General features: G+C 69.9%; 20 protein-coding genes and 1 pseudogene. 5 read left to right on the top strand and 16 right to left on the bottom strand.

Annotation, left to right across the window (positions count from 1 at the left end; translation table 11 throughout):
• Positions 1-21: 21 nt before the first annotated feature.
• From OG306_RS28000 to nsdA, 3 genes are all read right to left on the bottom strand, one after another.
• Positions 22-360 (bottom strand): P-II family nitrogen regulator, encoded by a 339-nt coding sequence (locus OG306_RS28000; RefSeq protein ID WP_266748915.1) that lies wholly within the window; start codon positions 358-360, stop codon positions 22-24.
• Positions 357-1,712: an ammonium transporter gene (locus OG306_RS27995; RefSeq protein WP_266752492.1), complete on the bottom strand. Its 1,356-nt coding sequence runs from the start codon at positions 1,710-1,712 to the stop codon at positions 357-359. The genes OG306_RS28000 and OG306_RS27995 overlap by 4 nt, the downstream gene beginning before the upstream one ends.
• Before the next feature lie 384 nt (positions 1,713-2,096).
• The gene (gene nsdA, locus OG306_RS27990; RefSeq protein WP_266748913.1) at positions 2,097-3,572 is read right to left on the bottom strand and encodes a transcriptional repressor NsdA; all 1,476 of its coding nucleotides are present in this window, start codon (positions 3,570-3,572) and stop codon (positions 2,097-2,099) included.
• Between the two features lie 423 nt (positions 3,573-3,995).
• Between nsdA and OG306_RS27985 the strand changes: the two genes are divergently transcribed.
• Positions 3,996-4,655, top strand: a complete 660-nt coding sequence (locus OG306_RS27985) for a bifunctional DNA primase/polymerase (RefSeq protein WP_266748912.1) — start codon at positions 3,996-3,998, stop codon at positions 4,653-4,655.
• A 121-nt stretch (positions 4,656-4,776) separates the two neighbouring features.
• Here OG306_RS27985 and ftsY read toward each other — a convergent pair whose 3' ends face one another.
• Positions 4,777-5,985, bottom strand: coding sequence for a signal recognition particle-docking protein FtsY (ftsY, locus tag OG306_RS27980; protein WP_266748910.1), 1,209 nt, complete (start codon positions 5,983-5,985; stop codon positions 4,777-4,779).
• A 108-nt stretch (positions 5,986-6,093) separates the two neighbouring features.
• On the opposite strand from ftsY, the pseudogene OG306_RS27975 reads away from it, so the two are divergent.
• Positions 6,094-7,502: pseudogene (locus tag OG306_RS27975) on the top strand (purine-cytosine permease family protein).
• 58 nt (positions 7,503-7,560) lie between these two features.
• Complete coding sequence (locus OG306_RS27970; RefSeq protein WP_266748907.1) at positions 7,561-8,535, top strand: LLM class flavin-dependent oxidoreductase; 975 nt, start codon at positions 7,561-7,563, stop codon at positions 8,533-8,535.
• Positions 8,536-8,545: 10 nt separating this feature from the next.
• Here the strand turns inward: OG306_RS27970 and OG306_RS27965 are convergent, their stop codons facing one another.
• The 4 genes from OG306_RS27965 to OG306_RS27950 form a co-directional block, all read right to left on the bottom strand.
• Positions 8,546-9,964 carry a sugar porter family MFS transporter gene (locus OG306_RS27965; RefSeq protein ID WP_266748905.1) on the bottom strand — a complete coding sequence of 473 codons (1,419 nt, stop codon included), beginning with the start codon at positions 9,962-9,964 and terminating at the stop codon, positions 8,546-8,548.
• 224 nt (positions 9,965-10,188) lie between these two features.
• Entirely contained in the window at positions 10,189-13,887 is a 3,699-nt protein-coding gene (locus OG306_RS27960) for an AAA family ATPase (RefSeq protein ID WP_266748903.1), read from the bottom strand.
• Between the two features lie 328 nt (positions 13,888-14,215).
• Entirely contained in the window at positions 14,216-14,428 is a 213-nt protein-coding gene (locus OG306_RS27955; RefSeq protein WP_018551753.1) for a hypothetical protein, read from the bottom strand.
• Between the two features lie 440 nt (positions 14,429-14,868).
• On the bottom strand, positions 14,869-15,150 hold the full coding sequence (locus OG306_RS27950; protein WP_266748902.1) for an acylphosphatase: 282 nt from the start codon (positions 15,148-15,150) through the stop codon (positions 14,869-14,871).
• Between the two features lie 145 nt (positions 15,151-15,295).
• Between OG306_RS27950 and OG306_RS27945 the strand changes: the two genes are divergently transcribed.
• Both OG306_RS27945 and OG306_RS27940 read left to right on the top strand, forming a co-directional pair.
• Positions 15,296-16,228 carry a CAP domain-containing protein gene (locus OG306_RS27945; protein ID WP_266748900.1) on the top strand — a complete coding sequence of 311 codons (933 nt, stop codon included), beginning with the start codon at positions 15,296-15,298 and terminating at the stop codon, positions 16,226-16,228.
• Between the two features lie 65 nt (positions 16,229-16,293).
• Positions 16,294-16,698 (top strand): winged helix-turn-helix transcriptional regulator, encoded by a 405-nt coding sequence (locus OG306_RS27940; RefSeq protein ID WP_266748899.1) that lies wholly within the window; start codon positions 16,294-16,296, stop codon positions 16,696-16,698.
• A gap of 24 nt (positions 16,699-16,722) precedes the next feature.
• On the opposite strand, the gene mutM is transcribed toward OG306_RS27940, so the two are convergent.
• The 8 genes from mutM to recG all read right to left on the bottom strand — a co-directional run bounded on the left by mutM (position 16,723) and on the right by recG (position 24,326).
• Positions 16,723-17,592: a bifunctional DNA-formamidopyrimidine glycosylase/DNA-(apurinic or apyrimidinic site) lyase gene (gene mutM, locus OG306_RS27935; protein WP_266748898.1), complete on the bottom strand. Its 870-nt coding sequence runs from the start codon at positions 17,590-17,592 to the stop codon at positions 16,723-16,725.
• 86 nt (positions 17,593-17,678) lie between these two features.
• Positions 17,679-18,503, bottom strand: a complete 825-nt coding sequence (rnc, locus tag OG306_RS27930) for a ribonuclease III (RefSeq protein ID WP_266748896.1) — start codon at positions 18,501-18,503, stop codon at positions 17,679-17,681.
• 19 nt (positions 18,504-18,522) lie between these two features.
• Positions 18,523-18,696, bottom strand: coding sequence for a 50S ribosomal protein L32 (gene rpmF / locus OG306_RS27925; protein WP_003965982.1), 174 nt, complete (start codon positions 18,694-18,696; stop codon positions 18,523-18,525).
• A 2-nt stretch (positions 18,697-18,698) separates the two neighbouring features.
• Positions 18,699-19,370: a YceD family protein gene (locus OG306_RS27920; RefSeq protein ID WP_266748894.1), complete on the bottom strand. Its 672-nt coding sequence runs from the start codon at positions 19,368-19,370 to the stop codon at positions 18,699-18,701.
• Between the two features lie 178 nt (positions 19,371-19,548).
• On the bottom strand, positions 19,549-20,634 hold the full coding sequence (locus tag OG306_RS27915) for a cell division initiation protein (RefSeq protein ID WP_266748892.1): 1,086 nt from the start codon (positions 20,632-20,634) through the stop codon (positions 19,549-19,551).
• A 109-nt stretch (positions 20,635-20,743) separates the two neighbouring features.
• Positions 20,744-21,223 (bottom strand): pantetheine-phosphate adenylyltransferase, encoded by a 480-nt coding sequence (gene coaD / locus OG306_RS27910; RefSeq protein ID WP_266752491.1) that lies wholly within the window; start codon positions 21,221-21,223, stop codon positions 20,744-20,746.
• Between the two features lie 26 nt (positions 21,224-21,249).
• Complete coding sequence (rsmD, locus tag OG306_RS27905) at positions 21,250-21,834, bottom strand: 16S rRNA (guanine(966)-N(2))-methyltransferase RsmD (RefSeq protein WP_266748891.1); 585 nt, start codon at positions 21,832-21,834, stop codon at positions 21,250-21,252.
• Positions 21,835-22,109: 275 nt separating this feature from the next.
• Positions 22,110-24,326: an ATP-dependent DNA helicase RecG gene (gene recG, locus OG306_RS27900; RefSeq protein WP_266748889.1), complete on the bottom strand. Its 2,217-nt coding sequence runs from the start codon at positions 24,324-24,326 to the stop codon at positions 22,110-22,112.
• Positions 24,327-24,329 lie beyond the last annotated feature (3 nt).

The raw sequence follows: 24,329 nt of genomic DNA, 5'->3' as shown, positions 1-24,329 counted from the left end.
CGTCGGTCTTCGGGCCGTCGGTCAGAGGGCGTCCGGGCCGCGTTCGCCCGTCCGTACGCGAACCGCGGTGTCGACCGGCACGCTCCAGACCTTGCCGTCACCGATCTTGCCGGTTCGGGCGGCCTTCACGACAACATCGATGAGCTGTTCGGAGTCCTCGTCCTCGACGAGGACCTCGATGCGGATCTTGGGGACGAGGTCGACGGTGTACTCGGCACCCCGGTAGACCTCGGTGTGGCCGCGCTGACGCCCGTATCCGCTGGCTTCCGTGACCGTGAGGCCCTGGATGCCGAAGGCCTGGAGGGCTTCCTTGATCTCGTCGAGCCGGTGGGGCTTGACGACTGCGGTGATGAGCTTCATACGTCCACCTTCTTGGTCTGCGCTGCTGCCGTCGTGCCCGGTGCCGCGGAGGCCGTGGTGCGCAGGGCCGCGCCGCCGCCCGCTCCGCTGAAGTCGTACGCGGTCTCCGCGTGTTCGACCTGGTCGATGCCGGAGATCTCGTCGTCCTCGTCGACCCGCATCCCGATCGTCCTGTCGAGGAGGAAGGCGAGGAGGGCGGAGACGACCAGAGAGTACGCGAGGACGGCGAAGACTCCGACGGCCTGCTTGCCGAGCTGATCGAGGCCGCCGCCGTAGAAGAGGCCCTTGGCGTCGGACTGGACACCGCCGGTGGCGAAGAGGCCGACGAGGAGGGAGCCCGCGATACCGCCGACGAGGTGGACGCCGACGACGTCGAGGGAGTCGTCGTAGCCGAACCTGTACTTCAGGCCGACGGCCATGGCGCACAGGACACCGGCGATGGCACCGACCGCGATGGCACCGAGCGGGCTGACCGCGCCACCGGACGGGGTGATGGCGACGAGGCCCGCGACCGCGCCGGAGGCCGCGCCGAGGGTCGTGAAGGAGCCGTGGCGGAGCTTCTCGTAGCCGAGCCAGGCGAGCATCGCGGCGGCGGTGGCGACCTGGGTGTTGAGGAACATGACCGCGCCGACGCCGTCGTCGTTGCCGAGCCACGAGCCGGCGTTGAAGCCGAACCAGCCGAACCAGAGCAGTCCGGCGCCGAGCATGACGAGCGGCAGGCTGTGCGGCCGCATCGGGTCCTTCTTGAAGCCGACGCGCTTGCCGATGACGAGGATCACGCCGAGCGCCGCGGCTCCCGCGTTGATGTGAACGGCCGTACCACCGGCGAAGTCGATGACGCCGAGCTCGAAGAGCCAGCCGCCCGCGCCCCAGACCCAGTGGGCCACGGGGAAGTAGACGACGGTGACCCAGAGGGTGATGAACAGGGCCCACGAGGTGAACTTGACCCGGTCGGCGAGGGCGCCGCTGATCAGCGCCGGGGTGAGGACGGCGAACATCAGCTGGAAGACGGCGAAGACGTAGACGGGGATCGTGGAGCCGTCCCAGAGCTGGGTGATGCCGATTCCGCTGAGACCGACGTAGTCCGAACTCCAGCCGAGCACGGAACCGATATCGGTCCCGAAGGCGAGGCTGAATCCGTAGAGCACCCACAGGATCGTGACGATCCCGAGGCTGATGAAACTCATCATCAGCATGTTGAGGGTGCTCTTGACGCGGACCATGCCTCCGTAGAAGAAGGCCAGGGCCGGGGTCATGAGCATCACCAGGGCGGAGCAGATGAGCATGAACCCGGTGTTGGCGGCAGACAGCGTCGGGGCGTCTGCGGCAAGCGTCGTGATGCCTGGGGGCATCGGCGTCTCCTCGTCGTCGGTGCGGCCGCGTGCGGGCGGGATGAGCGGCACCACGTGCGGGACCACTGGGAAAAGGTGCGGGCCGGTTATGAGCCATGAGATTCGCCCAGCACGGTTTCCGCCGATGCCGCACGGTGTTTCACGGCAGTGACGAAGAGGTCCGGTGTGTTACGGCCCCATGAACCGGCGGTGGCGCACCCGGTGCCGGGCCCGCTCTGCCGCCGCGGCCGCATACGGTGCGGTGACGACTCTCCTGTGCAGGAACTCTCCCGTACGGGAACGGCAACGCGAACCGGCCACGCCGACCACCCTCTGACCTGGCGATGGGGGAGCCGAAGTCGGTCTGTGCGGGGTGGTCGTCGTGGCCGGGGCCTGGGGGGCCGCTCAGACCGCTCCGGCGGTTTCGGGCAGCTGCTCGGTGAGGAGGTCGGTGAGCCTGGCGACTTCGGGAACGTCCCCGAAGTCCCTGGCAGCGGTGTCGACGGTCTTGCGGAGTCGGGTGCTGACGCGTTCGGAGCGGATCTTCTTGGCGACCAGCAGCGCCTTCTCGGCCAGCACCGTGGACTGTTCGGGCTCGCGCTGAAGGAGGTGGACGGTGGCGAGGCCGATCAGGTTGAGTGCGTACGACCGCTGGTGCTCGTCGTCCTCGCCGAAGAGCTGGACGGCCTTCGTCATGAGGGGTTCGGCGAGCGTGGCGTACGTGGGGCTGCGGCCCGCGACGTAGGCAAGGTCGCGGTACGAGTGGGAGTTCTCACCGTTGAGTTCGGCCTCGGAGAAGAAGCGGATCCAGTCGGGCTCGGGTTCGCCGTCGATCCCGACGTCGTTGAAGGTGTCCTCGGCCATCCGGACGGCTCGTTTGCACTTGCTGGGCTGACCCATGTTGGCGTACGCGCGGGCCTCCATCGCATACAGCATGGCCTGGGTGCGCGGGGTGGCGCAGTCCCGGCTGCCGTACTGCGCGAGATGGATCAGTTCGAGGGCGTCGTCGGGCCGTCCGAGGTGGATCATCTGGCGGCTCATGCTGGACAGAACATACGAACCGAGCGGTTTGTCATGGGCCTCTTTCGAGGCATGGAGCGCGAGCACGAAGTACTTCTGGGCGGTGGGCTGGAGGCCGACGTCGTAGCTCATCCAGCCGGCCAGCTCCGCCAGTTCGGCCGCGCAGCGGAACAGCCGCTTGGCGGTGGCCGCCGGCTGCGACTCCTGCAACAGGTCGGTGACCTCGTGGAGTTGTCCGACGACGGCCTTGCGGCGCAGTCCGCCGCCGCACTGCGCGTCCCACTGGCGGAACATCGCGGTGGTGGACTCCAGCAGATCCAGCTCGGGGCCGGAGAGCCGGGAGGGGCGGCGGGCCGCGGTGGGCGACTCCGGCTCCTCGCGTTCGTTGGCGGTGACGGGCACCAGCCAGCGCTGCATGGGCTCGATCAGGGCAGGCCCCGCGGCCAGGGCGAGCGAGGAACCGAGGAACCCGCGGCGGGCGAGCATGAGATCACTGCGGGAGAACTCGCTGAGCAGGGCGACGGTCTGCGGGCCCGCCCAGGGCAGGTCGACGCCGGACACGGACGGTGACTGGCGCGTCGAGCGCAGTCCGAGGTCCTCGACGGCGACGACGGAACCGAAGCGCTCCGAGAAGAGCTCGGAGAGGATGCGCGGGATCGGTTCGCGCGGCTGCTCACCGTCGAGCCAGCGCCGGACGCGGGAGGTGTCGGTGCTGATGTGGTGCGCGCCCATCTGGCGCGCCCGGCGGTTCACCTGCCGTGCCAGTTCGCCCTTCGACCAGCCGCTGCGCACGAACCATGAGCCCAATTGCTCATTGGGGCGCTTACCGGCATTCGAATCGCCTGCGCCGCTGCCACTCACTGGAACGCCCCCATCCCGCCGAATACTGTCGCGCGAACCATTACCAGAATGTCCTGATCCGATGCCTGCCATACGGAGGATCCACACGCTCGAACTGGAAATCGGGTTGCCTCGGGCATACCCATGGGCGCACATACTTCCATGGCTCGCGTACCGACGGTAATCCTACGATCACCCGCCCGGCGAGGGCGATTACAGAATCGCCACCATTCGCCACCCCTTCGAATGAACACCGTCCCCGCCGGGCGCGATTCACTTGACATACGGCGATCAGTAGTGGGCGCAGTGATGCACGGCAGGGCGCGCGAACCATGTCGCACCACCCCCAGCGCACCGGCGCACCACGGATCGACACCGACGACGGAGCGTCACGAACGCGCTCCGTGTCGTAACCACCGGCGAGCCGGACCCGTTGGAGGGGGCATGGGCTTCACGATCGGCGGCATCCGTGAGATGCGCACCGGCTCACGGCGTCGCGGCCGCGCGGCCGAGTGCACCGCAGTGGCCGAGTACACAGGGCTGTGGGGCTGGGCCGTCGCGCCGGGGGCGCGGGCCGCGGCCGGCCGCTGCTCCTGCGGGGAGGCGCGGTGCCCCTCGCCCGGCGCCCATCCGCTGGACTTCGCGCCCGAGGTTCCCGCGGGCGCCTCGCTCGACACGGCGGCGGATGCCTGGGCCCGGGCGCCGGGTGCCTCGATGCTGCTGCCGGTGGGCCGCACCTTCGACATCCTCGACGTCGCCGAGGCGGCCGGGCGCCGGGCCCTGGTGCGCCTGGAGCGGATGGGGCTGCCGCTCGGCCCGGTCGCGGTGACACCGACCGGGCGGGCGCAGTTCTTCGTCGCCCCGGGGGCGGCCGCCGAGCTCCCGCAGCTGCTGTACCGGATGGGCTGGGACGACGCGGGCCTGGACCTGCGGGCGCTGGGGTCCGGTTACCACATCACCGCCCCGCCGTCCGACGAGGGCGGCCTCGGCCCCGTCCGGTGGCTGCGCCCGCCGGTGCTGGACACGGCGGCCTCTCCGCCGCAGGCGCGGCTGCTGCTGGGCACGCTGGCGTACAGCTGCCATCGCGCGCCCCTCTGCGGCTGAACCGCCGCCGGCGCGGAGGCATCCCTGTAGCCGGCGGCCGCGCACAGCACAAGAGCCCGACCGCGGCTGCATCCCTCGGTCGGGCTCTTCGCGTACACGTACATGTACGCGCGAGGTGGTGTCAGTCTCCGATCAGAGCGTCCACGAACGCCTCGGGCTCGAACGGGGCCAGATCGTCCGGCCCCTCGCCGAGACCGATGAGCTTCACCGGTACGCCCAGTTCGCGCTGGACGGCGACGACGATGCCGCCCTTGGCGGTGCCGTCCAGCTTGGTGAGGACGATGCCGGTGATGTCGACGACCTCGGCGAACACCCGGGCCTGCACCAGGCCGTTCTGTCCGGTCGTGGCGTCGAGGACGAGGAGGATCTCGTCGAGCGGCCCGTGCTTCTCTACGACCCGCTTGACCTTGCCGAGCTCGTCCATGAGCCCGGTCTTGGTGTGCAGCCGGCCCGCGGTGTCGATGAGGACGACATCGGCACCCTCGGCGATGCCTTCCTTCACCGCGTCGAAGGCGATCGACGCGGGGTCGCCGCCCTCGGGTCCGCGCACGGTGCGGGCGCCGACGCGCTCGCCCCAGGTCTGGAGCTGATCGGCGGCGGCGGCCCGGAAGGTGTCGGCCGCACCGAGCACGACGCTACGGCCGTCGGCGACGAGCACCCGCGCCAGCTTGCCGGTGGTGGTGGTCTTGCCGGTTCCGTTGACGCCGACGACCATCACGACGCCCGGGGTGTCGACGCCGCTCTCCGTCTTGACCGCACGGTCGAAGTCGGTGCCGAGCAGGGCGATGAGCTCCTCGCGCAGCAGCGCGCGCAGCCCTTCGGGGGTACGGGTGCCGAGGACACGGACACGTTCGCGGAGCCGCTCCACCAGTTCCTGGGTGGGCGCGACGCCGACATCGGCGGTGAGGAGGGTGTCCTCGATCTCCTCCCAGGTGTCCTCGTCGAGGTTGTCGCGGGACAGGAGCGTGAGCAGCCCCTTGCCGAGGGAGTTCTGCGAGCGGGCGAGCCGGGCACGCAGCCGGACCAGCCGGCCGGCGGTGGGCTCGGGCACCTCGATGGCGGGGGCGGCGAGCGCCTCCGGCTCGACGGTCTCGGGGGCTTCCTCGACGGGAGCCTCGGCCACCGAGGGGCCGACCTCCTCGATGGTGCGGCGCGGTTCCTCGCGCGGCACTTCGGCTTCCTCGCCGACATGGGGCTCGGGAGGAGTGATGGTCGGCGTGCTCGACGGTGCCGGGGGCAGCTGCTTCTTCTTACGGCTGCTGACCACGAGCCCGCTGATCACGCCGACCGCGACCAGGGCGATGACTACAGCAAGGATGACGAATTCCATAACCCACCCAGTATCAGTCACGGCCGCCCGCGTGTGCCGCCCCGGAGGATCACCCCCGCACCACGTGGTCGTTATACACCTTTTGGGGGTAACGGTACGATCCCGTCCGTGGAGACCCGCGGCCTGGGCCCCGTCCCCGAGAGCGAGCGCACCGGCCGGGCCCGGACCCTCTTCCCCACCTGGGCCGGCGCGAACCTGACCGTGCTGCTGCTCACCATGGGCGCGGGCCTCATCGTCCTCGGCGGACTGAATTTCTGGCAGGTGCTGGCCGTCGCGATCGCCGGGCCGGTCATCAGCTTCGGCCTGGTGGGCCTGGTGTCGATCGCGGGCAAGGAGGGCGGGTTCCGGGCATGGCGCTCTCCCGGGCCGCCTTCGGCCGGCGCGGCGATCTGCTGCCCGGCGCGCTGATCTGGATCGCCCGCTGGGGCCGGGAGACGGTGAACGCGGTCACCGGCACCTACGCCGTGCTCGCCGTACTGAATCTGCTCTTCGGCATCGTGAGCAACAACACCCTGATCATGGTGACCCTGGTCGCGTTCGTGGGGATCAGCTTCCTGGTGTCGGGGCTGGGCGTGCGCGCACTGCGGGCGTGCTCCACCTGGTCGACGTATCTCTTCGGCTGCTTCAGCGTTCTCGTACTGATCCACCTGATCGGCAGCACCGCCTGGGACGACGCCCTGAGCAGGCCCGCCGGACCGACCGCGATGGCGGTCGTCGGGGTCGGCGCCCTGGTGGGCGGCGGGATCAGCTGGGTTCCGGCAGGCCCCGACTTCGCCCGCTGTCTGCCGCGTACCGCGTCCGGCGCGGCCGTGGTCGGGGCGACCGTGGGTGGCGCCGGGATCGTCTGCCTGCCGTTGGTGCTGATGGGTGCCGTGATGGCGGTCGCCGCGCCGGGGCTGGCCGTCACCGACGACCCCGTCTCGTTCATCGGCGCCCTGCTGCCCGACTGGCTCTCGGTGACCTACCTGCTGATGGCACTGGCCGGCATGGTGATGATCAACGCGATGTCGTTGTATTCGGGCGGTTTCACCGCCCAGACGCCGGGATTCACGGTCCCCCGCGCGTGGGCGGTCGGGGTGAATGCCGTCATCAGCCTGTTCCTGGGCGTATTGCTGATGATGACGGCGGCGGGCTTCATGGGTTCCTTCGTCTCCTTTCTGACGCTCCTCGCGGTGACGTTCTCGGCCTGGATCGGCGTCTTCGGCGTGGATCAGCTGCGGGGACGTACGTACGATCCGGCGGCGCTCCTGGACACCATGCCGTCCAGCGCCTACTGGTACACGGGAGGCTTCGCCGTCTCGGCCGTGACCGCGTGGGCGACGGGCCTGGTGGCGGGCCTGCTCTTCACCGGCGTGGAGTGGTTCTCCGGACCGTTCGCGGACGGCTGGATCGGGCGCCACGGGCTGGGCTGGACGGCCACGATCGTCGTCTCCGCCACGCTGTACGCACTCCTGCCGCGGCCCGCCGAACGGGGCCGCGGGGGCGGACCCCGGAGTGACGCATCCCTACACTTCTGACGCTGCGTCAGCTATTGTCCCGCCTCGCCGAGTCCGCGCGACGAAGGGGCCAAGTGCCATGGCGTTCACCGTGGTCCGGTTCAATCTGGTCGATCCCGCAGCCACCCCCGAGTCGCTCTCGGCCCGCTACCGCGCGGCGCTGGAGATGGCCGCGTACGCCGACGAGCACGGCGTCGACACCGTACAGACCGAGGAACACCACGGCGCCGCCAACTCCTGGCTGCCCTCCCCCTTCGTCTTCGCGGGTTCGGTCTTCGGCGCCACCCGCCGGATCGCGGTCACCGTCTCGGCGGTCATCGGCCCGCTGCACGATCCGCTGCGGCTGGCCGAGGACATCGCGGTCCTGGACCTGCTGAGCGCGGGCCGGCTGGTCACGGTGGCGGGGATCGGCTACCGGCCCGAGGAGTACGAACGGGCGGGAGTCGAATGGGGCAGGCGCGGCAGGCTCCAGGACGAGCTCCTGGAGACCCTGTTGCGGGCGTGGACCGGGGAGCCGTTCCCGTACCGGGGCCGTACGGTCCGGGTCACGCCGCGCCCGTACACCCAGCCGCATCCGCTGCTGCTGGTGGGCGGCAGTTCGCGGGCGGCGGCGCGGCGGGCGGCCCGGTTCGGGCTGCCGCTCTTCCCGAGCGCGCATCTGCCGGAACTGGAGGCTTACTACCACGAGCGGCGTGCGGAGTTCGGGACGGACGGCTTCTGCATGATGCCGTCCGCCGCGACGCCGCTGCTCCATGTGTCCGAGGACCCGGACCGGACATGGGCCACGTACGGCGAGCACTTCCTGCACGAGGCGCGCACGTACGCCTCCTGGCAGTCCAAGGACATCCGCTCGGCAGTGCGTTCGGCGGCGACGACCGTGGCGGAACTGCGGGACGAAGAGGTCTACCGGGTCGTCACACCGGAGGAGTGCGCCAGGGCGGCCGGGGAACTGGACAGCCTGGTGCTGCATCCGCTGTGCGGCGGGATGCCGGTCGAGGAGGGGTGGCGCAGTCTGCGGCTCTTCTGCGAGGCGATCGGGCACACCCACCCCTGACCAGCGGGGATCAGCCCATCTCCTCCAACGCCTTGCCCTTGGTCTCCTTCACGAACTTGAGCACGAAGGGGATCGAGAGCGTGGCGAAGCACGCGTAGATGATGTACGTGCCCGACAGGTTCCAGTCGGCCAGGCTCGGGAAGCTCGCGGTGATCGCCCAGTTGGCGATCCATTGTGCGGACGCGGCGACGCCGAGCGCGGCGGCGCGGATCTTGTTCGGGAACATCTCGCCGAGGAAGACCCAGACGATGACGCCCCACGACAGGGCGAAGAAGAGCACGAACACATGGGCGGCGACGAGCGCCACGATGCCCTGGGTGTGGGGCAGTTTGCCGCCGACCAGGGGGGCGGAGAAGGCCCATGCCTCGAAGGCGAGGGCGATGGCCATGCCGGTGGAGCCGACCAGCGCGAGCGGCTTGCGCCCCACCCGGTCCACCAGCACCATCGCGATGACGGTACCGATGATGTTGATGATCGACGTGGTGAACGAGTACAGGAACGAGGCCGACGGGTCGACGCCGACGGACTGCCAGAGCGTCGCCGAGTAGTAGAACGCCACGTTGATGCCGACGAGTTGCTGGAAGACCGACAGGCCGATACCGACCCAGACGACCGGCAGGAAGCCGAAGCGGCTGCCCAGCAGGTCCGTGAACCTGGACTTGTGCTCCCGGTGCATGGCGGTCTCGATCTCGGTCACCCGGGCGTCGAGGTCGACGCCTTTGCCCTCGACCTCCGCCAGGATCTTCCGGGCCCGGTCCTTCTTGCCGACCGAGATCAGGAACCGCGGCGACTCGGGGATCGCCAACGAGAGGAGCCCGTAGAGAACGGCGGGGACGACCATCACGCCGAGCATCCACTGCCAGGCCTCGATGCCGCCGATCCTGCCGCGCTGGTCCCCGTCGGCGAGCTGCAGAATGCCGTAGTTGACCAGCTGGGAGATGGCGATGCCGATGACGATCGCGGCCTGCTGGAAGGAGCCGAGCCGGCCGCGGTAGGCGGGCGGCGAGACTTCTGCGATGTACGCCGGGCCGATCACCGAGGCCATGCCGATGGCGAAACCGCCGATGATGCGCCACATCGCCAGGTCCCAGAGGGCGAACGGGAGCGCGGAGCCGAGGGCGCTGATGGTGAAGAGCACGGAGGCGATCTGCATGCAGCGGATGCGGCCGATGCGGTCGGCGATGCGGCCCGCCGTGGCCGCGCCGATCGCACAGCCGATCAGCGCGATGGCGATGACCTGGGCGAGCGTCGCCGAGCCGATGCCGTACCGGCTGCGGATCGCCTCGACGGCGCCGTTGATGACGGAACTGTCGTAGCCGAACAGGAAGCCACCCATCGCCGCGGCCGCCGTGATGAAGATGACATGACCCAGGTGGTCCGGGCGGGCCCCTCGGGCTCCGGACGCCGGTCCCTGCGCTGTGCTGGTCACGTGAACTCCTGATGCCTGGCCGCGTCGTCAGGTGTGGGGCGAGCTCCGACTGAGGGGGTAAGCCCTTCCAAGTGGCACATAACTCCACGCCTGCCACCACTTGAAGATAAAGAACAAGCCAGAGAGATCATTCATTCAGATTCCGAAGTCAATATTGGCGTTCGGCCTACTCTCACCCAGGCTCTTCAAATGACGCGTTGAAGCCCTGAAAGCGGAGGGAAGCGTCAGCGCAGCCGCTGGCTGATGACCTTGGAGACCCCGTCGCCCTGCATCGAGACGCCGTACAACGCGTCCGCGACCTCCATCGTCCGCTTCTGATGCGTGATCACGATCAGCTGAGAACTCTCCTGGAGCTCCTCCATGATCCGGATCAGCCGCTGCAGATTGGTGTCGTCGAGCGCCGCCTCGACCTCGTCCATCACGTAGAACGGGCTGGGCCTGGCCTTGAAGATCGAGACCAGCAACGCCACCGCCGTCAGCGAGCGTTCCCCGCCGGACAACAGCGAGAGCCGCTTGACCTTCTTGCCCGGCGGCCGGGCCTCGACGTCCACACCGGTCGCGAGCATATTGTCCGGATCGGTCAGGAGGAGCCGCCCCTCGCCACCCGGGAAGAGCCGCGAGAAGACGCCCTCGAACTCACGGGCCGTGTCCCGGTACGCCTCGGTGAACACCTGCTCGACCCGCTCGTCGACCTCCTTGATGACCTGCATCAGGTCGGCCCGGGTCTTCTTCAGGTCTTCGAGCTGCTCGGAGAGGAACTTGTGCCGCTCCTCCAGCGCCGAGAACTCCTCCAGGGCGAGCGGATTCACCTTTCCGAGCTGCTGATACGCCCGTTCGGCCGACCTGAGCCGCTTCTCCTGTTCGGCCCGGACGAACGGCTTCGGCTGGTTGCGCGGGTGCTCGGGGTCCTCCGGCAGTTCCTCGCCCTCGGCCGGCGGTGAGGGCGGTACGAGCTGGTCGGGGCCGTACTCGGCGGCCAGCCCGGTCGGCTCGACGCCCAGCTCCTCCAGCGCCTTCGTCTCCAGCTGCTCCATCCGCAGCCGCTTCTCCGCACCGAGCACCTCGCCGCGGTGGACGGAGTCGGTGAGCTTGTCCAGCTCGCTCTTGAGCTCGCGGCCCTGGTCGCGCTCGGCCGCCAGCTCCCGTTCCCGCCCCGCCTTCGCCGCCTCGGCCGCGACCCGCTCCTGCTCTGCCCGTACGACGGACACCTCGACGTGGGCCAGCAGCTGACGGGCGCCGGACGCGACGGCCGAGGCCACCGCCGCTTCGTGCCGCAGCCGGGCGCGGCGCTGCTCGGCGCGGGCCCGGGCCTCGCGTTCGGCGCGGGCTCCCCGGTCGAGGGCGTCCGCGCGGCCCGCGAGTCCCTTGACCCGCTCCTCATGGGTACGGACCTGGAGGCGGGCCTCCATCTCGGTCTGGCGGGCGTTGGCACCGTCGGCGGCGAGCCGGTCGCGTACGGAGGTGTCCGGCTCCTCCTCGACCGGCATCTCCTCGGCGACGAGCAGCCGCTCGGCCAGTTCCTCGGCCTCCTCCGTCGCCCGTTCGAGGGCCTCCTGGGCACGGGCGGCGGACGCGGTCGTCCGCTCGGCCTCGCCCGCTGCTCCGCGGGCCTGCCCGGCGAGCCGGCCGAGCTGCTGGGCCACCCCGGACTTCTCCCGCTCAGCGGCCCGGCGCCGCTCCCCCAGCTCCTCGACGAGCCCGGCGCACGCGCCGCGCCGCTCCCCGGCGAGCCGCTGCGCCTCGGTCAACTCCGCGCACCGTACGGCCAGTTCCTCCAGCTGGGCGGCGGCCTCGTCGACCGACGCCTGCACTTCGAGGAGGCTCGGCGCTCCGGCGGAACCGCCGTGCGCGAAGCGGGCCGAGAGGATGTCGCCCTCGGCGGTGACGGCCGTCAGCTCCGGGCGTGCGGCCACGAGATCCTCGGCGTCCTCCAGGGTGCCGACGACCACCATGTCCCGCACCAGTCTCTGTACAGCGCCCACCAGTTCGGCCGGCCCGCCGACGAGGACGGCGACGGCGGGCGGAGTTCCGGCAGGCGTACTTCCTACGGGCAGACTTCCGGCGGGCAGACTTCCGGCGGATACTGCGGTCACATCGCCCTCACCGGCACCAGGGGCAACACTCGCACCAGAGGCAACTGGCGCACTAGAGCCACCAAAGGCACCAGAGCCACCGCCATCCCCGCCGTGATCACGCACCCCGCCCAACAACAGCGCCGCCCGCCCCGCGTCCTGTTTGCGCAGCAGCCTGATCGCGTCCGCCGCCGTGGCCGGGTCCGTCACCGCGATCGCGTCCGCCGCCGTGCCCAGGGCCGCCGCCACCGCAACTTCGTACCCCGGCTCCACCGTCAGGAGTTCCGCGGCCGGTCCGATCAGTCCGGGCAGACGGTCCTGGGCGCCGAGCAGGACACCGGTGCCGTCCTTGCGGCGCAGGCCGAGGGCCAGCGCCTCATGGCGGGCCGCGACCGCCGCCCGCTTCCGTTCGGCGGCAGTGGCCGTCTCCCGGGCCGTGGCGAGCGCCACCTCCGCCTCCGCGAGTTCCCGCTTGGCGGCATCGTGCCGCACGCCCAGCTCCGCATCGCCCGCGTCCAGGCCCTCGACCTCGGCCTTGAGCTGCTCGTACTCCTCCTGAGCGGCCACCGCCCGCTCCCGCGCCTCGTCGCGGGAGGCGGCCAGCCGGTCGATCTCGGCCTGCGCCGAACCGGCCCGGCCGCGGGCGGCGTTGACCTGCCCGTGCAGCCGGGCGAGTCCTTCGCGGCGGTCCGCGATGGCCCGCGCGGCGTCCTTGAGCCTGCGTTCCTCGGCCGCCAACCCCCGTTCCAGGTCGGCGCGATGGGCGGCGGTGTCCTCCAAGGCGTGTTCCGCCGCCTCCAGGGCGGCCGTCAGCTCCGCCTCCTGCTCACGGATGCGGGCTGCCTCCCGCTCCATGCTTTCGGGGTCCCTGAATCCCGTACCCCGCCGCTCCTCCTCGGGGGCGGCCGAGGCGCTCTTCACCCGGGCGTCGGCCAGCGAGATCGTGCCGCGCACCCGCTCGGCCAGCTGCGACAGCTCGTACCAGGTCTGCTGGGCCCGCTGGAGCCGCGGCGCCAGCCGTCGTACCTCGTCCTCCAGCTCCGCCTCGCGCGCCAGCGCCGCCTTGAGCTCCGCCTCCGCGGCCTCCCGACGCTGCTTGAGCGCCGCTTCGTCGGCGATCTCGCTGCGCAGCGCGGTGCGCAGCCGCACCAGGTCGTCGGCGAGCAGCCGCAGCCTGGCGTCGCGCAGATCGGCCTGGATGACGGCGGCCCGGCGTGCCACGGCCGCCTGCCGGCCCAGCGGCTTCAGCTGTCGTCGCAGCTCGTCGGTCAGGTCCTGGACGCGGGCCAGATTGGCTCCCATCGCGTCCAGTTTCCGCAGCGCCTTCTCTTTCCGCTTGCGGTGCTTGAGCACGCCCGCGGCCTCTTCGATGAATGCGCGTCGCCCCATCGGATCGGCGTGGAGTACGGAGTCCAGCCGGCCCTGACCGACGATGACGTGCATCTCCCGGCCGATACCGGAGTCCGAGAGGAGTTCCTGGATGTCCAGGAGTCGGCAGGTGTCGCCATTGAGCTGGTATTCACTGCCGCCATTGCGGAACATGATCCGAGTGATCGTCACTTCGGCGTACTCGATGGGCAGTGCACCATCGGAATTGTCGATGGTCAGCGCTACTTCCGCCCGGCCGAGCGGCGGGCGCCCGGTCGTTCCGGCGAAGATCACGTCTTCCATCTTGCCGCCGCGCAGGGATTTGGCACCCTGTTCCCCCATGACCCAGGAGAGCGCGTCCACCACATTGGACTTGCCGGACCCATTGGGACCGACGACACACGTGATACCGGGTTCGAACCGCAGCGTCGTGGCGGAGGCGAACGATTTGAAACCACGCAGGGTCAGGGCCTTGAGGTGCACGCCGCCGGACTCTACCTTTCGCTCTCGGTTTCGCTGATGAGGGTGCAGGGCACATCAGACGGTAAGGGAAGGGGTGTACGTCCGGGGCGGGTACCGCGCAGGTCCGAGCGGAGAGATCCGCGCAAAAGAAAGAAGGGACGCCGAAGCGCCCCTTGTAAATCTTGTGCGGTGTTGCGTGCGGTGTTACTGGTGCAGCGGCATTGACGGATCAAGGATGTGTCACGAAGGTGACAGATCAAGAGCAGTGATCTTCAATGATCCGGCGACGATCCGGGTGATGTTCTCGGACGACTGACGCGTACAGCCCGACCGGCCCGAGGGCCATCGGTCAGGTCAGCGCCGGCTCCGCCTGAGGTACGTCGATGTCGATGCTGTCGAGCAGCGACTCTTGGTGCTGGGCGGCGGCGTTGAGCGCGTCGTTCTCGTCCTGAATCCGTACGAGCTCGGATTCGAGGTCCTGGACGCGTTGCTGGAGCCGTCGCATCTCGGCGAGGAGTCGCGGGTCGGAACCGCCGACGTAACCGAGAAGCGCCTTTGCCATGATGGATGGTCCTCCACACTGAGTGACCGACCGATGCGGTGTGGGTCGTGAGGGAATCGCACCCGCGGTGCTCGGCAGTGCTCTGTACTCACTGCTGTTCTGCTGCCAAACAGCTCTGCCGAACAGCTGCGGTGCGCGGGGATTTCAGCGTCTCACCAAAAAGTTTGACGGTCAACACGATCACGCCCTGTAGAGGTGGGCAGCTCTGGGGCGCGCGGCTTGACGATCATGCGGCGCGACTCTCCTGCGGGGCCCTCGGGGGCGTGGAGATCATCCTTACTGCCGCAGCCTGGCATGCCAACCGAATCTTGGCAACCACCGGGTCATTCCGCAGGTCATTTCATGTGTACGCAGATGAGCGCCCCACCGCCTCACCCCACGCCATCCTTCGAACACGGTCCGAACACGGCCCCCGATCCGGAGCCCGGCCCGGACCCCGATCAGCGGATCGCGAAACCGTCGTAACCCCCGCGCGGGGTGTCCCATATCTCAGTGACTCCGTCGACGCGCCCGGGTGTGTCGTCCGAGCGCAGCCAGTCCAGCAGGCGGTGGCAATTCTCACGTCGCCCCTCGGCGACGACCTGCACCCTGCCGTCGTCGAGATTGACGGCGAAGCCGGTGAGACCGCCGATCTCCAGAGCATTTGCCCTGGTGAACCAGCGGAACCCTACTTGCTGTACTCGACCGCGTACCCAGGCGGTGAGCCGTACGTCTTCGTTCATGCCTGAACGCTAACCGGCCGATTGCTCGCGGAGCACTTTCTGCCGAGAGGCCATGGCGTACAGTCCCGTCGCAATAACCTCACCCGATCGGGTGAGGCGTGTTGACGCCGGGACCGGCGTCCAGACCGTCAGAAGGGCTCAGCAGATGGGACGCCATCGACGCTCCGCCGCAGCTCCTGCCGTTCAGGACCACGCGGCGGGGGACCCGGGGCGCCACCGAGGTGCGCGCCACGGGAAGCGAACCGGGACACCTGTTCGTACCGGACTGATCGGCGCCTCCGCCGCCCTTGCCGTGGGGGCCGTTGCGGTCGCCTCCGGCCTGCTGCCGGGCGGCGACACCTACTCGGTCGGCGGTGGCCCGGCCGCGGACCAGGTGCGGACCGAAGGGGTCCCCGATCGGCTGGGCCCGGACGGTTCAACCACCGCGCCGGCCGACCGCGCCGGTGCGTCCGCCCAGGCCAGTCGCGGTGCTGGGCGGGCCGACGGCCCGACGAAGGCGGAGTCACCCTCCCGATCCCCGTCGTCCGCCAAGCCGTCGAGGACGTCCGAGCCGACCGGGCGGACGGAGTCGTCCCCGTCGCCGACCCCTCCGACGTCGTCGAAGACCGCCGCGCCGGTCACCACCGAGAAGTCGTCGGCCGCGCCGGAGGCCCCCGCCTCCTCCGCTCCGGCCACCCGCAGGTCCGCGGCGCCGGCCGCCGCCGCCTCCGCCCAGGCCGCCGTGCTCGCCCTGGTCAACCAGGAACGCTCGAAGGTCGGTTGCAGCCCCGTGACGGCCAGCGCCTCACTGGCCTCGCTCGCCCAGAACTTCAGCGACGACATGGCTGCCCGGGGCTTCTTCGACCACACCGACCCCGATGGCCGGACCCCCTGGGACCGCGCCTCCGGAGCCGGGGTGAAGGGGCTCGGCGGCGAGAACATCGCCCGCGGCCAGGCCGACGCACAGGCCGTGATGGAATCCTGGATGAACAGCGCCGGCCACCGGGCAAACATTCTCAACTGCGACTACAAGACGCTCGGCGTCGGCGTGCACTTCGGCGCGGGCGGCCCCTGGTGGACCCAGGACTTCGGCTTCTGAGAGGTCTACTCACCGGGAGAAAGCGCATCCCGGCAGTGAACGCTGTGCGGGCGTAGGCTGTCCGGATGGACGAGAAGACCCGTCTGGACGCGCTCGCCTTCGACGTGTTCTCCAGGCAGTGCCCCTCGCGCGGCACCCTGGAGCATGTCACCGGCCGCTGGGGCAGCCTGACGCTCGGAGCCCTGCACGACGGCAGTTTCCGCTTCAACGAGCTCCGTCGCCGGGTCGACGGGGTGAGCGAGAAGATGCTGTCGCAGACGCTCCACGCCCTGGAGCGGGACGGTCTGGTCCACCGCGAGGCCCAGCCGACCAATCCGCCGCGCGTCGACTACGAGCTGACGCCTCTGGGCCGGCAGGTCGCCGAACGACTGCTCGCGCTGATCGATCTCGTCGAGGGCCGGATGTCCGAGGTGCTCCGGGCCCGCGACCGGTACGACGAGGCCCACCCGCGCCCGGAGGTCCGGGCCTAGGAACCTGGCCCTGGGAATCCCGGCCTAGGAAACGGTGCGCGGCGGCCGCTGGCAGCGCGGGCAGAAGTAGCTGGAGCGGTTCATCCACGCCCGGCGGCGTATCGGCGTACCGCAGCGGTGACAAGGTTCTCCCTCCTGCCCGTACGCGTCGAGGGAGCGGTCGAAGTAGCCGGACTCGCCGTTCACGTTGACGTAGAGGCTGTCGAAGCTGGTACCGCCCTGGTCGAGCGCCGCGTTCATCACGTCGCGGGCATGGCCCAGCAGTTCGGCCGACTTGGGGCGAGTGAGGGTCGAGGTCGGGCGGTCGTAGTGCAGCTTGGCGCGCCAGAGCGTCTCGTCCGCGTAGATGTTGCCGACTCCGCTGATCAGCGACTGATCGAGCAGGGCGCGCTTGATCGTCGTACGGCGCAGTCGCAGGGCCGCGTGGAACGCCGCGTCGTCGAAGGCCGGGTCCAGGGGATCGCGGGCGATGTGCGCGATGGTGGCGGGCAGCCCGTCCGTGCTGTCGGCGGCGCATTCGTGGAGCGAGAGCCCCCCGAACGTCCGCTGGTCGACGAAGCGCAGCTCGGTACCGAGCGAGTCCTGGAAGCGGATCCGGATGCGCAGATGTTTCTCGTCGGGGGCATCCTGCGGCTGTACGAGCAGTTGGCCGCTCATGCCGAGGTGGCCCAGCAGCGAGCTGGACGCATCGTCCAGCGGCACCCAGAGGTATTTGCCGCGCCGCATGGCCGGACCGAGGCGGGCACCGCCCAGCCGGGCCGCGAAGTCCACACCGCCCGCGAGATGGCGACGGACGGCACGCGGGTGCAGCACCTCGACGTCTGAGACGGTCCGGCCGGTGACCCAGCGCTCAAGACCCCGCCGTACGACTTCGACCTCGGGCAGCTCGGGCATGGTGTGGCTCCTCGTTCAGGGACGTTCCCAGGGTATCCGGGCAGCGAAAACCCCCCGGTGCGCAGGGCACCGGGGGGAATTCGGGGTCAGGCCGGAGCAACGTCCGACGACGGCGACGGGTCGGCAGGGGTGTCGGCGGCCCCTCCGTCGGCAGCGGCCTTCGCCGCGGCCTCCCGCGCTTCCGCGGCGGCGCTGATCTCACGCCAGGCGGACTCCGCCGCCTGCTGCTCCGCTTCCTTCTTGCTACGGCCGGTGCCGGTGCCGTACGAGACACCACCGACGCGAGCAGCAGCAGTAAAGGTCTTCTCGTGGTCCGGGCCGGTCTCCGTGACGAGGTACTCGGGGACGCCGAGGCTCTCGCTCGCGGTGAGTTCCTGGAGGCTGGTCTTCCAGTCCAGGCCGGCACCGAGGTTGGAGGACCTGTCGATCAGCGGGTCGAAGAGCCGGTGGACCAGCTCCGAGGCCGCACTGAGGCCCTGGTCGAGATAGACCGCGCCGATCACCGCTTCAAGGGTGTCGGCGAGGATGGACGCCTTGTCCCTGCCGCCCGTGCCCTCTTCACCGCGGCCGAGCCGGATGAAGGAGCCGAGTTCGAGGCCGCGGCCCACTTCCGCAAGTGCACGCGAGTTGACCACCGCGGCCCGCAATTTGGCCAGCTGGCCTTCGGGCAGGTCGGGGTGGATGCGGTACAGCGTGTCCGTGACGACCAGGCCGAGCACCGAATCCCCGAGGAATTCGAGCCGCTCGTTGGTCGGCAGACCGCCGTTCTCGTACGCGTACGAACGGTGGGTCAGCGCACGCACCAGAAGGGCGGACTCGAGGTGATACCCGAGCCGCCCTTCCAGAAGCGTGTGGGACGAGGCTGTGTTGACGTTGTCTGCCTGCTTCTTGGCGTTGGACAACTCAGACATCGGGCCTCTCACCAGCCGCTCAGACCTCGAGGACCTGGCGCTTGTTGTACGTGCCGCAGCTGGGGCACGCGATGTGCTGCAGCTTCGGCTCCTGGCAACGCTCGCACGAAACCAGGGTGGGGACCGCAGCCTTCCACTGCGACCGGCGGTGGCGCGTGTTGCTGCGCGACATCTTCCGCTTCGGAACAGCCACGGCTACTTCTCCTGCTTCTCGTCGACGCCCGCTTCGGCGCCGCCCATGTTGTCCTTCTCGCCGTCCTGAACGGTGTCGGCGAGTCCTTGCAATGCCGCCCAACGGATGTCGACGGCATCGTGGTGGTGACCGGGATTCTCGTCCAGCCTGATTCCGCATTCGGAACACAGACCGGCACAGGACTCCCGGCACACCGGCTGCATCGGCAGTGCGAGCACCACCGCATCACGCAGCACTGGTTCGAGGTCGAACAGGCCGTCCTCGATGAAGAGCGTGTCCTCGTCGTCCTCGGCGTCGTCGGCCGGTTCCGCCTTGTGGCTGCGGCCCCGGTCATCGGCGTCAGGGTACGAGAACATCTCCTGGAAGTCCGCCGCAACCTCGAGGCGCAGCGGCTCCAGACACCTTACGCACTCCCCCTCGGCCGACGCACGGGCGGTGCCTGTGACAAGCACCCCCTCCATGACCGATTCGAGACGGAGTTCCAGCTCCACGGGTACGCCTTCCGGCACACCGATGACCTCGTCGATGCCGAGGGCCGGTGAGCCGGGTGCGTCCACCGTGCGGGTCAGCCGCTGGAGGGCACCGGGACGCCGACCCAGCTCGTGCGTATCGAACACGAGAGGGTTTCGGTGGTCGAGGTGGCCGTTCAGGGCTTTTCCTGCTTTCGAAATCATGTGCATCACACAGCGTGGGGAGGGCCGCCCGGTTTCGGATGCGAAACGGGCAGCCTGGATCGCGGACATGCGCGACCGAAGAGCCAGGATACTGGACGCGCCGCCCAGCTCCCAATCCGGTCCACCGGTCCCCTGTACGGCCCGGACGCCGTGGCGACCGGGCCGCCGTCGCGACCGGTCAGCGTTCCTGCTCGTACCGGCGCAGCTGGTCCAGGTCGATCATGCTGGTGTCGAACAGGCTGGTTTCGTCGAGGGCGCTCTCGCCCTGCGGCTGGAGCGCCTGCTGGGGCTGCATGGGCTGCTGCTGCCAGCCGTCGTACCCCTGGACCGGGATCTGGGCCTGGGCCTGACTCTGGTCGTAGCCCTGCTGCTGATAGGCGGCGTACGGGTCGGGCTGCTGCTGGTACCCGTAGACGTCCTGCTGCGGCTGCGGCTGCTCCTGGTACGCGTACGTCTCCGCGTAGTCCGGCCGGTCCTGGGCGGGGAAGTGCGGCTGGAGCTGCTGGTGCACCGGCTGCGGCTCCGGGGTGGCCAGCTCGGCGAGGCCGGCCCAGTGGTCCTCGTCGCTCACGCGGACATGGTTGCCCGCCGCGTCCTGGGCGGCCATGTGGACGCCGAGTTCGTCGGTGGCGACCCGGCCGTGCAGCTTCTGCCGGCCGCGGCCGACCGCCTCCAGGGTCTTGGCGAGCACGGCCTCGAAGGCGCCGAGCTTGGTGTCCACGTACTCGTCGGCGCGGCGCTGGAGCGTGGCCGGGTCGGTGCTGCGCTCGGGGGCCTCGGCGAAGTCCGGGTCCTCGTATCCCTGCTCGTCGAAGGCCTGGCCGCGGCCGAGGAGCTTCTCGCGGCCCCGGTCGACGGAGCCGATGGTCTTGGTGAGGACGACCTCGAAGTTGGCGAGCTTGCTGTCGACGTACTCGTCGGCTTCGGCGCGGACCTCCTCGGCCTCCCGGCGGGCCTCACCGAGGATGCGGTCGGCCTCGCTGCGGGACTGCACGGCGACCTCGGTGCCGGAGATCAGCGAGGCGCGTTCGGCGTGTGCGGCCTCGATGATCCGCTCGGCCTCCTGACGGGCCTGCTCGGCCATCTGCTCCCGCCCGCCGATCAGCTCCTGGGCGTGGGCGAGCGAGCCGGGCAGGGCCTCGCGCACCTCTTCGAGCATCGCAAGCAGCTCGGCGCGGTTGACCACGCACGAAGCCGACATGGGCATGGACCGGGCGCTCCCGACCGCCTCGACGATCTCGTCGAGCTTCTTCTGCACGTCCACCGTGTGCTCGCCACTCTCTACTGCCGATTGGAGACGGACGGGACGACTGTACGGCCAGTCGGCGCCCGCCCGACACCTGGTGACGGTTGGCCAGATATTCGGCGCCGGATCAGCGTTCTCCCAGGCGCTCCACGAGGGCTGCGTGGACCACCGGGGGCAGCAGGTGAGAGACGTCGCCGCCCCAGGTGGCGACCTCCTTGACCAGGGAGGACGACAGGAAGCTGTAGGTGGGATTGGTCGGCACGAAGAGCGTCTCGACGCCGGAGAGGCCGTTGTTCATCTGGGCCATCTGCAGCTCGTAGTCGAAGTCGCTGACGGCCCGCAGGCCCTTCACGATCGCCGGGATGTCGCGCTGCTTGCAGAAGTCGACCAGGAGGCCGTGGAAGGACTCGACCTGGACGTTGCCGAAGTCCGCGGTGACCTGGCGGATCAGGTCGATGCGCTCGTCGACCGTGAAGAGGCCCTTCTTGGACTGGTTGATCATCACCGCGACATGGACGACGTCGTACAGCTTCGAGGCGCGGCCAATGATGTCGAGGTGTCCATTGGTGATGGGGTCGAACGACCCCGGGCAGACGGCGCGGCGCAACTTGATTCCCTCGCTCTCCGGTCCGGTCATCGTGCGTCTTCGCACATAGAGGCGGCGCGACCGTACCAAAGCGTTCCCTCGCCGTAGCGACGGGCCCGCAGTGGCTCGAATCCCTTGGGCCAGTTGAATTCTCCGCCTCTGGTGCTGCGTTCCACGGTGACGAGCGCATCGGCTGCGAGCCACCCCTGGGTACGGAGTGTGAGCAGTATCTCGCCAAGATCGTCGTCGGTCACGGCATACGGCGGGTCCAGGAACACCACGTCGTAGGGCTCCGCGGGCGCCGGCCCTGTCACGATCTGTTCTGCTTTGCCGGTACGGACTTCGGCGCCGGGCAGTCCGAGCGTGCGGACGTTGTCCCGGACGGTGCGGACGGCCCTGGGGTCGGTCTCGACGAGCAGGGCGTGGACGGCGCCGCGCGAGAGCGCTTCCAGGCCGACGGCGCCGGAGCCCGCGTACAGATCCGCGATACGGGTGCCGTGGAGGCTGCCCAGGAGGGCTTCCCAGGTGGAGAAGAGGCCCTCGCGTGCTCGGTCGGAGGTGGGGCGGGTGCCGGTGCCGGGCGGGACGGCCAGGCGGCGTCCGCCGGCCGAGCCGGCGATCACGCGGGTCATGGGTGTCTGGTCCTCGGTTCGTGGGTGGCCCGCAGGATGCTGCGGCGCCGTGGCATCCACGATATGGCGTCGCGGCAGATCGGGCCCGCGGGCCTGTGCCGGAAGTCCCGCCTGCCCGGCGACGCCTGGCCCGCACGCTCGCTGCGTTGTCGGGCTCATCCACGTACGTCCACAGTACGAGGACGACCCTCCGCCTTGCGATCGCACGCACCAGACGCCGCCGGGCCCGCCCTTCTAGCGGACGGCGGGACTTCCGGCACACGCCCGCGCACCCGTCACCCCTTGTCGAGGTACTGCTCGCGCTCCTTGTCGAGCAGCGCGTCCAGCGCGGTCCGCAGCTCCGGCAGGTGTTCCAGCTCCGGGTCGGCGGTGACGATCGCCGCGGCCTCCGCGCGGGCGGCGGCGATGACCTCCTCGTCGTCGATGACGGTGAGCATCCGCAGCGAGGAGCGGACCCCGGACTGGGCCTGGCCGAGGACATCGCCCTCACGGCGCTGCTCGAGGTCGATCCGGGACAGTTCGAAGCCGTCGAGCGTGGCGGCGACGGCCGACAGCCGGGCGCGGGCCGGACTCGCCTCGTGGGCCTCGCTGACCAGCAGGCAGAGTCCGGGGGCGGAGCCGCGGCCGACCCGGCCGCGCAGCTGGTGCAGCTGGGAGACCCCGAACCGGTCGGCGTCCATGATGACCATCGCGGTGGCGTTGGGGACATTGACCCCGACCTCGATGACGGTGGTGGCGACGAGGACGTCGACCTGGCCCGCGCCGAAGCGGCGCATCACGTCGTCCTTGTCGTCGGGGTTCATCCTGCCGTGCAGCACCTCGACGCGCAGCCCGGTGAGCGGGCCCTTGGCGAGCTGTTCGGCGATCTCCAGGACGGCGAGCGGAGGGCGCTTCTCACCGTCGTCCTCGGGTGCCTTCTTCTTCCCCTTCTTCCCTGCCGTCTCGTCCTCGGCGTCGTCGCCGATGCGGGGGCAGACCACGTAGGCCTGGTGTCCGCTTTCCACTTCTTCCCGGACCCGTTCCCAGGCGCGGCTGAGGAAGTGCGGTTTGTCCTTGGCGGGGACGACGTGGCTGGCGATCGGGGAACGGCCGGCGGGCAGCTGGTCCAGCACGGAGGTCTCCAGGTCACCGAAGACGGTCATGGCGACCGTACGGGGAATGGGGGTGGCGGTCATGACCAGCAGGTGCGGCTGCTGCTTCCCCTTGGACCGGAGCGCGTCGCGTTGTTCCACCCCGAAGCGGTGCTGTTCGTCGACGACGACCAGGCCCAGGTCGTGGAACTGCACCTTGTCCTCGATCAGCGCGTGCGTGCCGATCACGATCCCGGCCTCGCCGGTGACGAGGTCGAGCAGCGCCTGACGGCGGGCCGCCATCCCCATGGACCCGGTCAGCAGCACCACCTTCGTACCGAGGTCGGAGCCGCCCAGCATTCCGCCCTCGGCCAGCTCGCCCATCATTTCCGTGATGGACCGGTGGTGCTGCTGGGCGAGCACCTCGGTGGGCGCGAGCATGGCGGCCTGTCCGCCCGCGTCGACGACGCCGAGCATCGCGCGCAGCGCGACCATGGTCTTCCCGCTGCCCACCTCCCCCTGGAGAAGCCGGTGCATCGGGTGCTCGGTCGCCAGGTCGTCGAAGATCTCCTGGGAGACTTTCCGCTGCCCCTCGGTGAGGGTGAACGGCAGCTTCGCGTCGAAGGCGTCGAGCAGTCCGCCGTGGGCGGGTTTCCGGGCGACCGCCGGGAGCTGGGTGTCCGCGTATCTGCGGCGGGCCAGTGCGACCTGGAGGACGAATGCCTCGTCCCACTTCAGCCGGTCCCTGGCCTGGGCGATGTCCGCCTTGGTCTGCGGACGGTGCACCTTCAGCAACGCCTCCGGGAGCGGGATGAACCCGCGCCCCTCGCACAGGCTCGGCGGCAGCGGGTCGACGGCCTCCCGCGCGCTGGGCAGCACGGTGTCGACGGCCTTGGCGATCCGCCACGAGTCCAGCTGCTTGCAGGCCGGGTAGATCGGCAGCAGCCGCCCGGCGAAGGCGTCCACCGCTTCCGTGGCCTCGGCCCCGTCGATGGACTCGGCGTCCAGCAGCTGGTACGTGGGATGGGCCAGCTGCATCTTGCGGTTGAAGACGGAGACCTTGCCCGCGAACATCGCCCTTCGGCCCGGCAGCAGTTCCTTGTGCGGCTTGTGGACGCCATGGCCGAAGAAGACGAGCTGGAGGCGGCCACTGCCGTCGGTGAGGGTCACTTCGAGGCGCTTGCCGCGGCCGTTGTTGAACATCACGACGCGGGCGTCGGCGACCTGGGCGACCACCGTCACATGCTCGTCCAGCGGGAGGTCGGTCAGCGCCGTGAGCCGGCCGCGCTCCTCGTACCGCCGCGGGTAGTGGTGCAGCAGATCACCGACCGTGTGCAGGTCGAGATGGTCGGCCATCACCTTCGCGGTGGCTCCGCCGAGCAGCTTCTTGAGGGGTTCATCGAACGCAGACACGCGATCCATTGC

This window comes from Streptomyces sp. NBC_01241 (assembly GCF_041435435.1).
GTDB lineage: Bacteria > Actinomycetota > Actinomycetes > Streptomycetales > Streptomycetaceae > Streptomyces.
Note: the sequence above shows the minus strand (reverse complement) of the source record. Positions and strands in the feature narration are given on the sequence as shown.

What these genes read in the sequence shown, in the direction of transcription:
- OG306_RS27945 (WP_266748900.1), top strand. Translation starts at nt 15,296, where the DNA reads ATGGGACGCCATCGACGCTCCGCCGCAGCTCCTGCCGTTCAGGACCAC.
- OG306_RS27985 (WP_266748912.1), top strand. Translation starts at nt 3,996, where the DNA reads ATGGGCTTCACGATCGGCGGCATCCGTGAGATGCGCACCGGCTCACGG.
- mutM (WP_266748898.1), bottom strand. Translation starts at nt 17,592, where the DNA reads ATGCCCGAGCTGCCCGAGGTCGAAGTCGTACGGCGGGGTCTTGAGCGC.
- rnc (WP_266748896.1), bottom strand. Translation starts at nt 18,503, where the DNA reads ATGTCTGAGTTGTCCAACGCCAAGAAGCAGGCAGACAACGTCAACACA.
- ftsY (WP_266748910.1), bottom strand. Translation starts at nt 5,985, where the DNA reads ATGGAATTCGTCATCCTTGCTGTAGTCATCGCCCTGGTCGCGGTCGGC.
- rsmD (WP_266748891.1), bottom strand. Translation starts at nt 21,834, where the DNA reads ATGACCCGCGTGATCGCCGGCTCGGCCGGCGGACGCCGCCTGGCCGTC.
- OG306_RS27955 (WP_018551753.1), bottom strand. Translation starts at nt 14,428, where the DNA reads ATGGCAAAGGCGCTTCTCGGTTACGTCGGCGGTTCCGACCCGCGACTC.
- OG306_RS28000 (WP_266748915.1), bottom strand. Translation starts at nt 360, where the DNA reads ATGAAGCTCATCACCGCAGTCGTCAAGCCCCACCGGCTCGACGAGATC.
- OG306_RS27950 (WP_266748902.1), bottom strand. Translation starts at nt 15,150, where the DNA reads ATGAACGAAGACGTACGGCTCACCGCCTGGGTACGCGGTCGAGTACAG.
- OG306_RS27995 (WP_266752492.1), bottom strand. Translation starts at nt 1,712, where the DNA reads ATGCCCCCAGGCATCACGACGCTTGCCGCAGACGCCCCGACGCTGTCT.
- OG306_RS27970 (WP_266748907.1), top strand. Translation starts at nt 7,561, where the DNA reads ATGGCGTTCACCGTGGTCCGGTTCAATCTGGTCGATCCCGCAGCCACC.
- OG306_RS27940 (WP_266748899.1), top strand. Translation starts at nt 16,294, where the DNA reads ATGGACGAGAAGACCCGTCTGGACGCGCTCGCCTTCGACGTGTTCTCC.
- recG (WP_266748889.1), bottom strand. Translation starts at nt 24,326, where the DNA reads ATGGATCGCGTGTCTGCGTTCGATGAACCCCTCAAGAAGCTGCTCGGC.
- OG306_RS27920 (WP_266748894.1), bottom strand. Translation starts at nt 19,370, where the DNA reads ATGATTTCGAAAGCAGGAAAAGCCCTGAACGGCCACCTCGACCACCGA.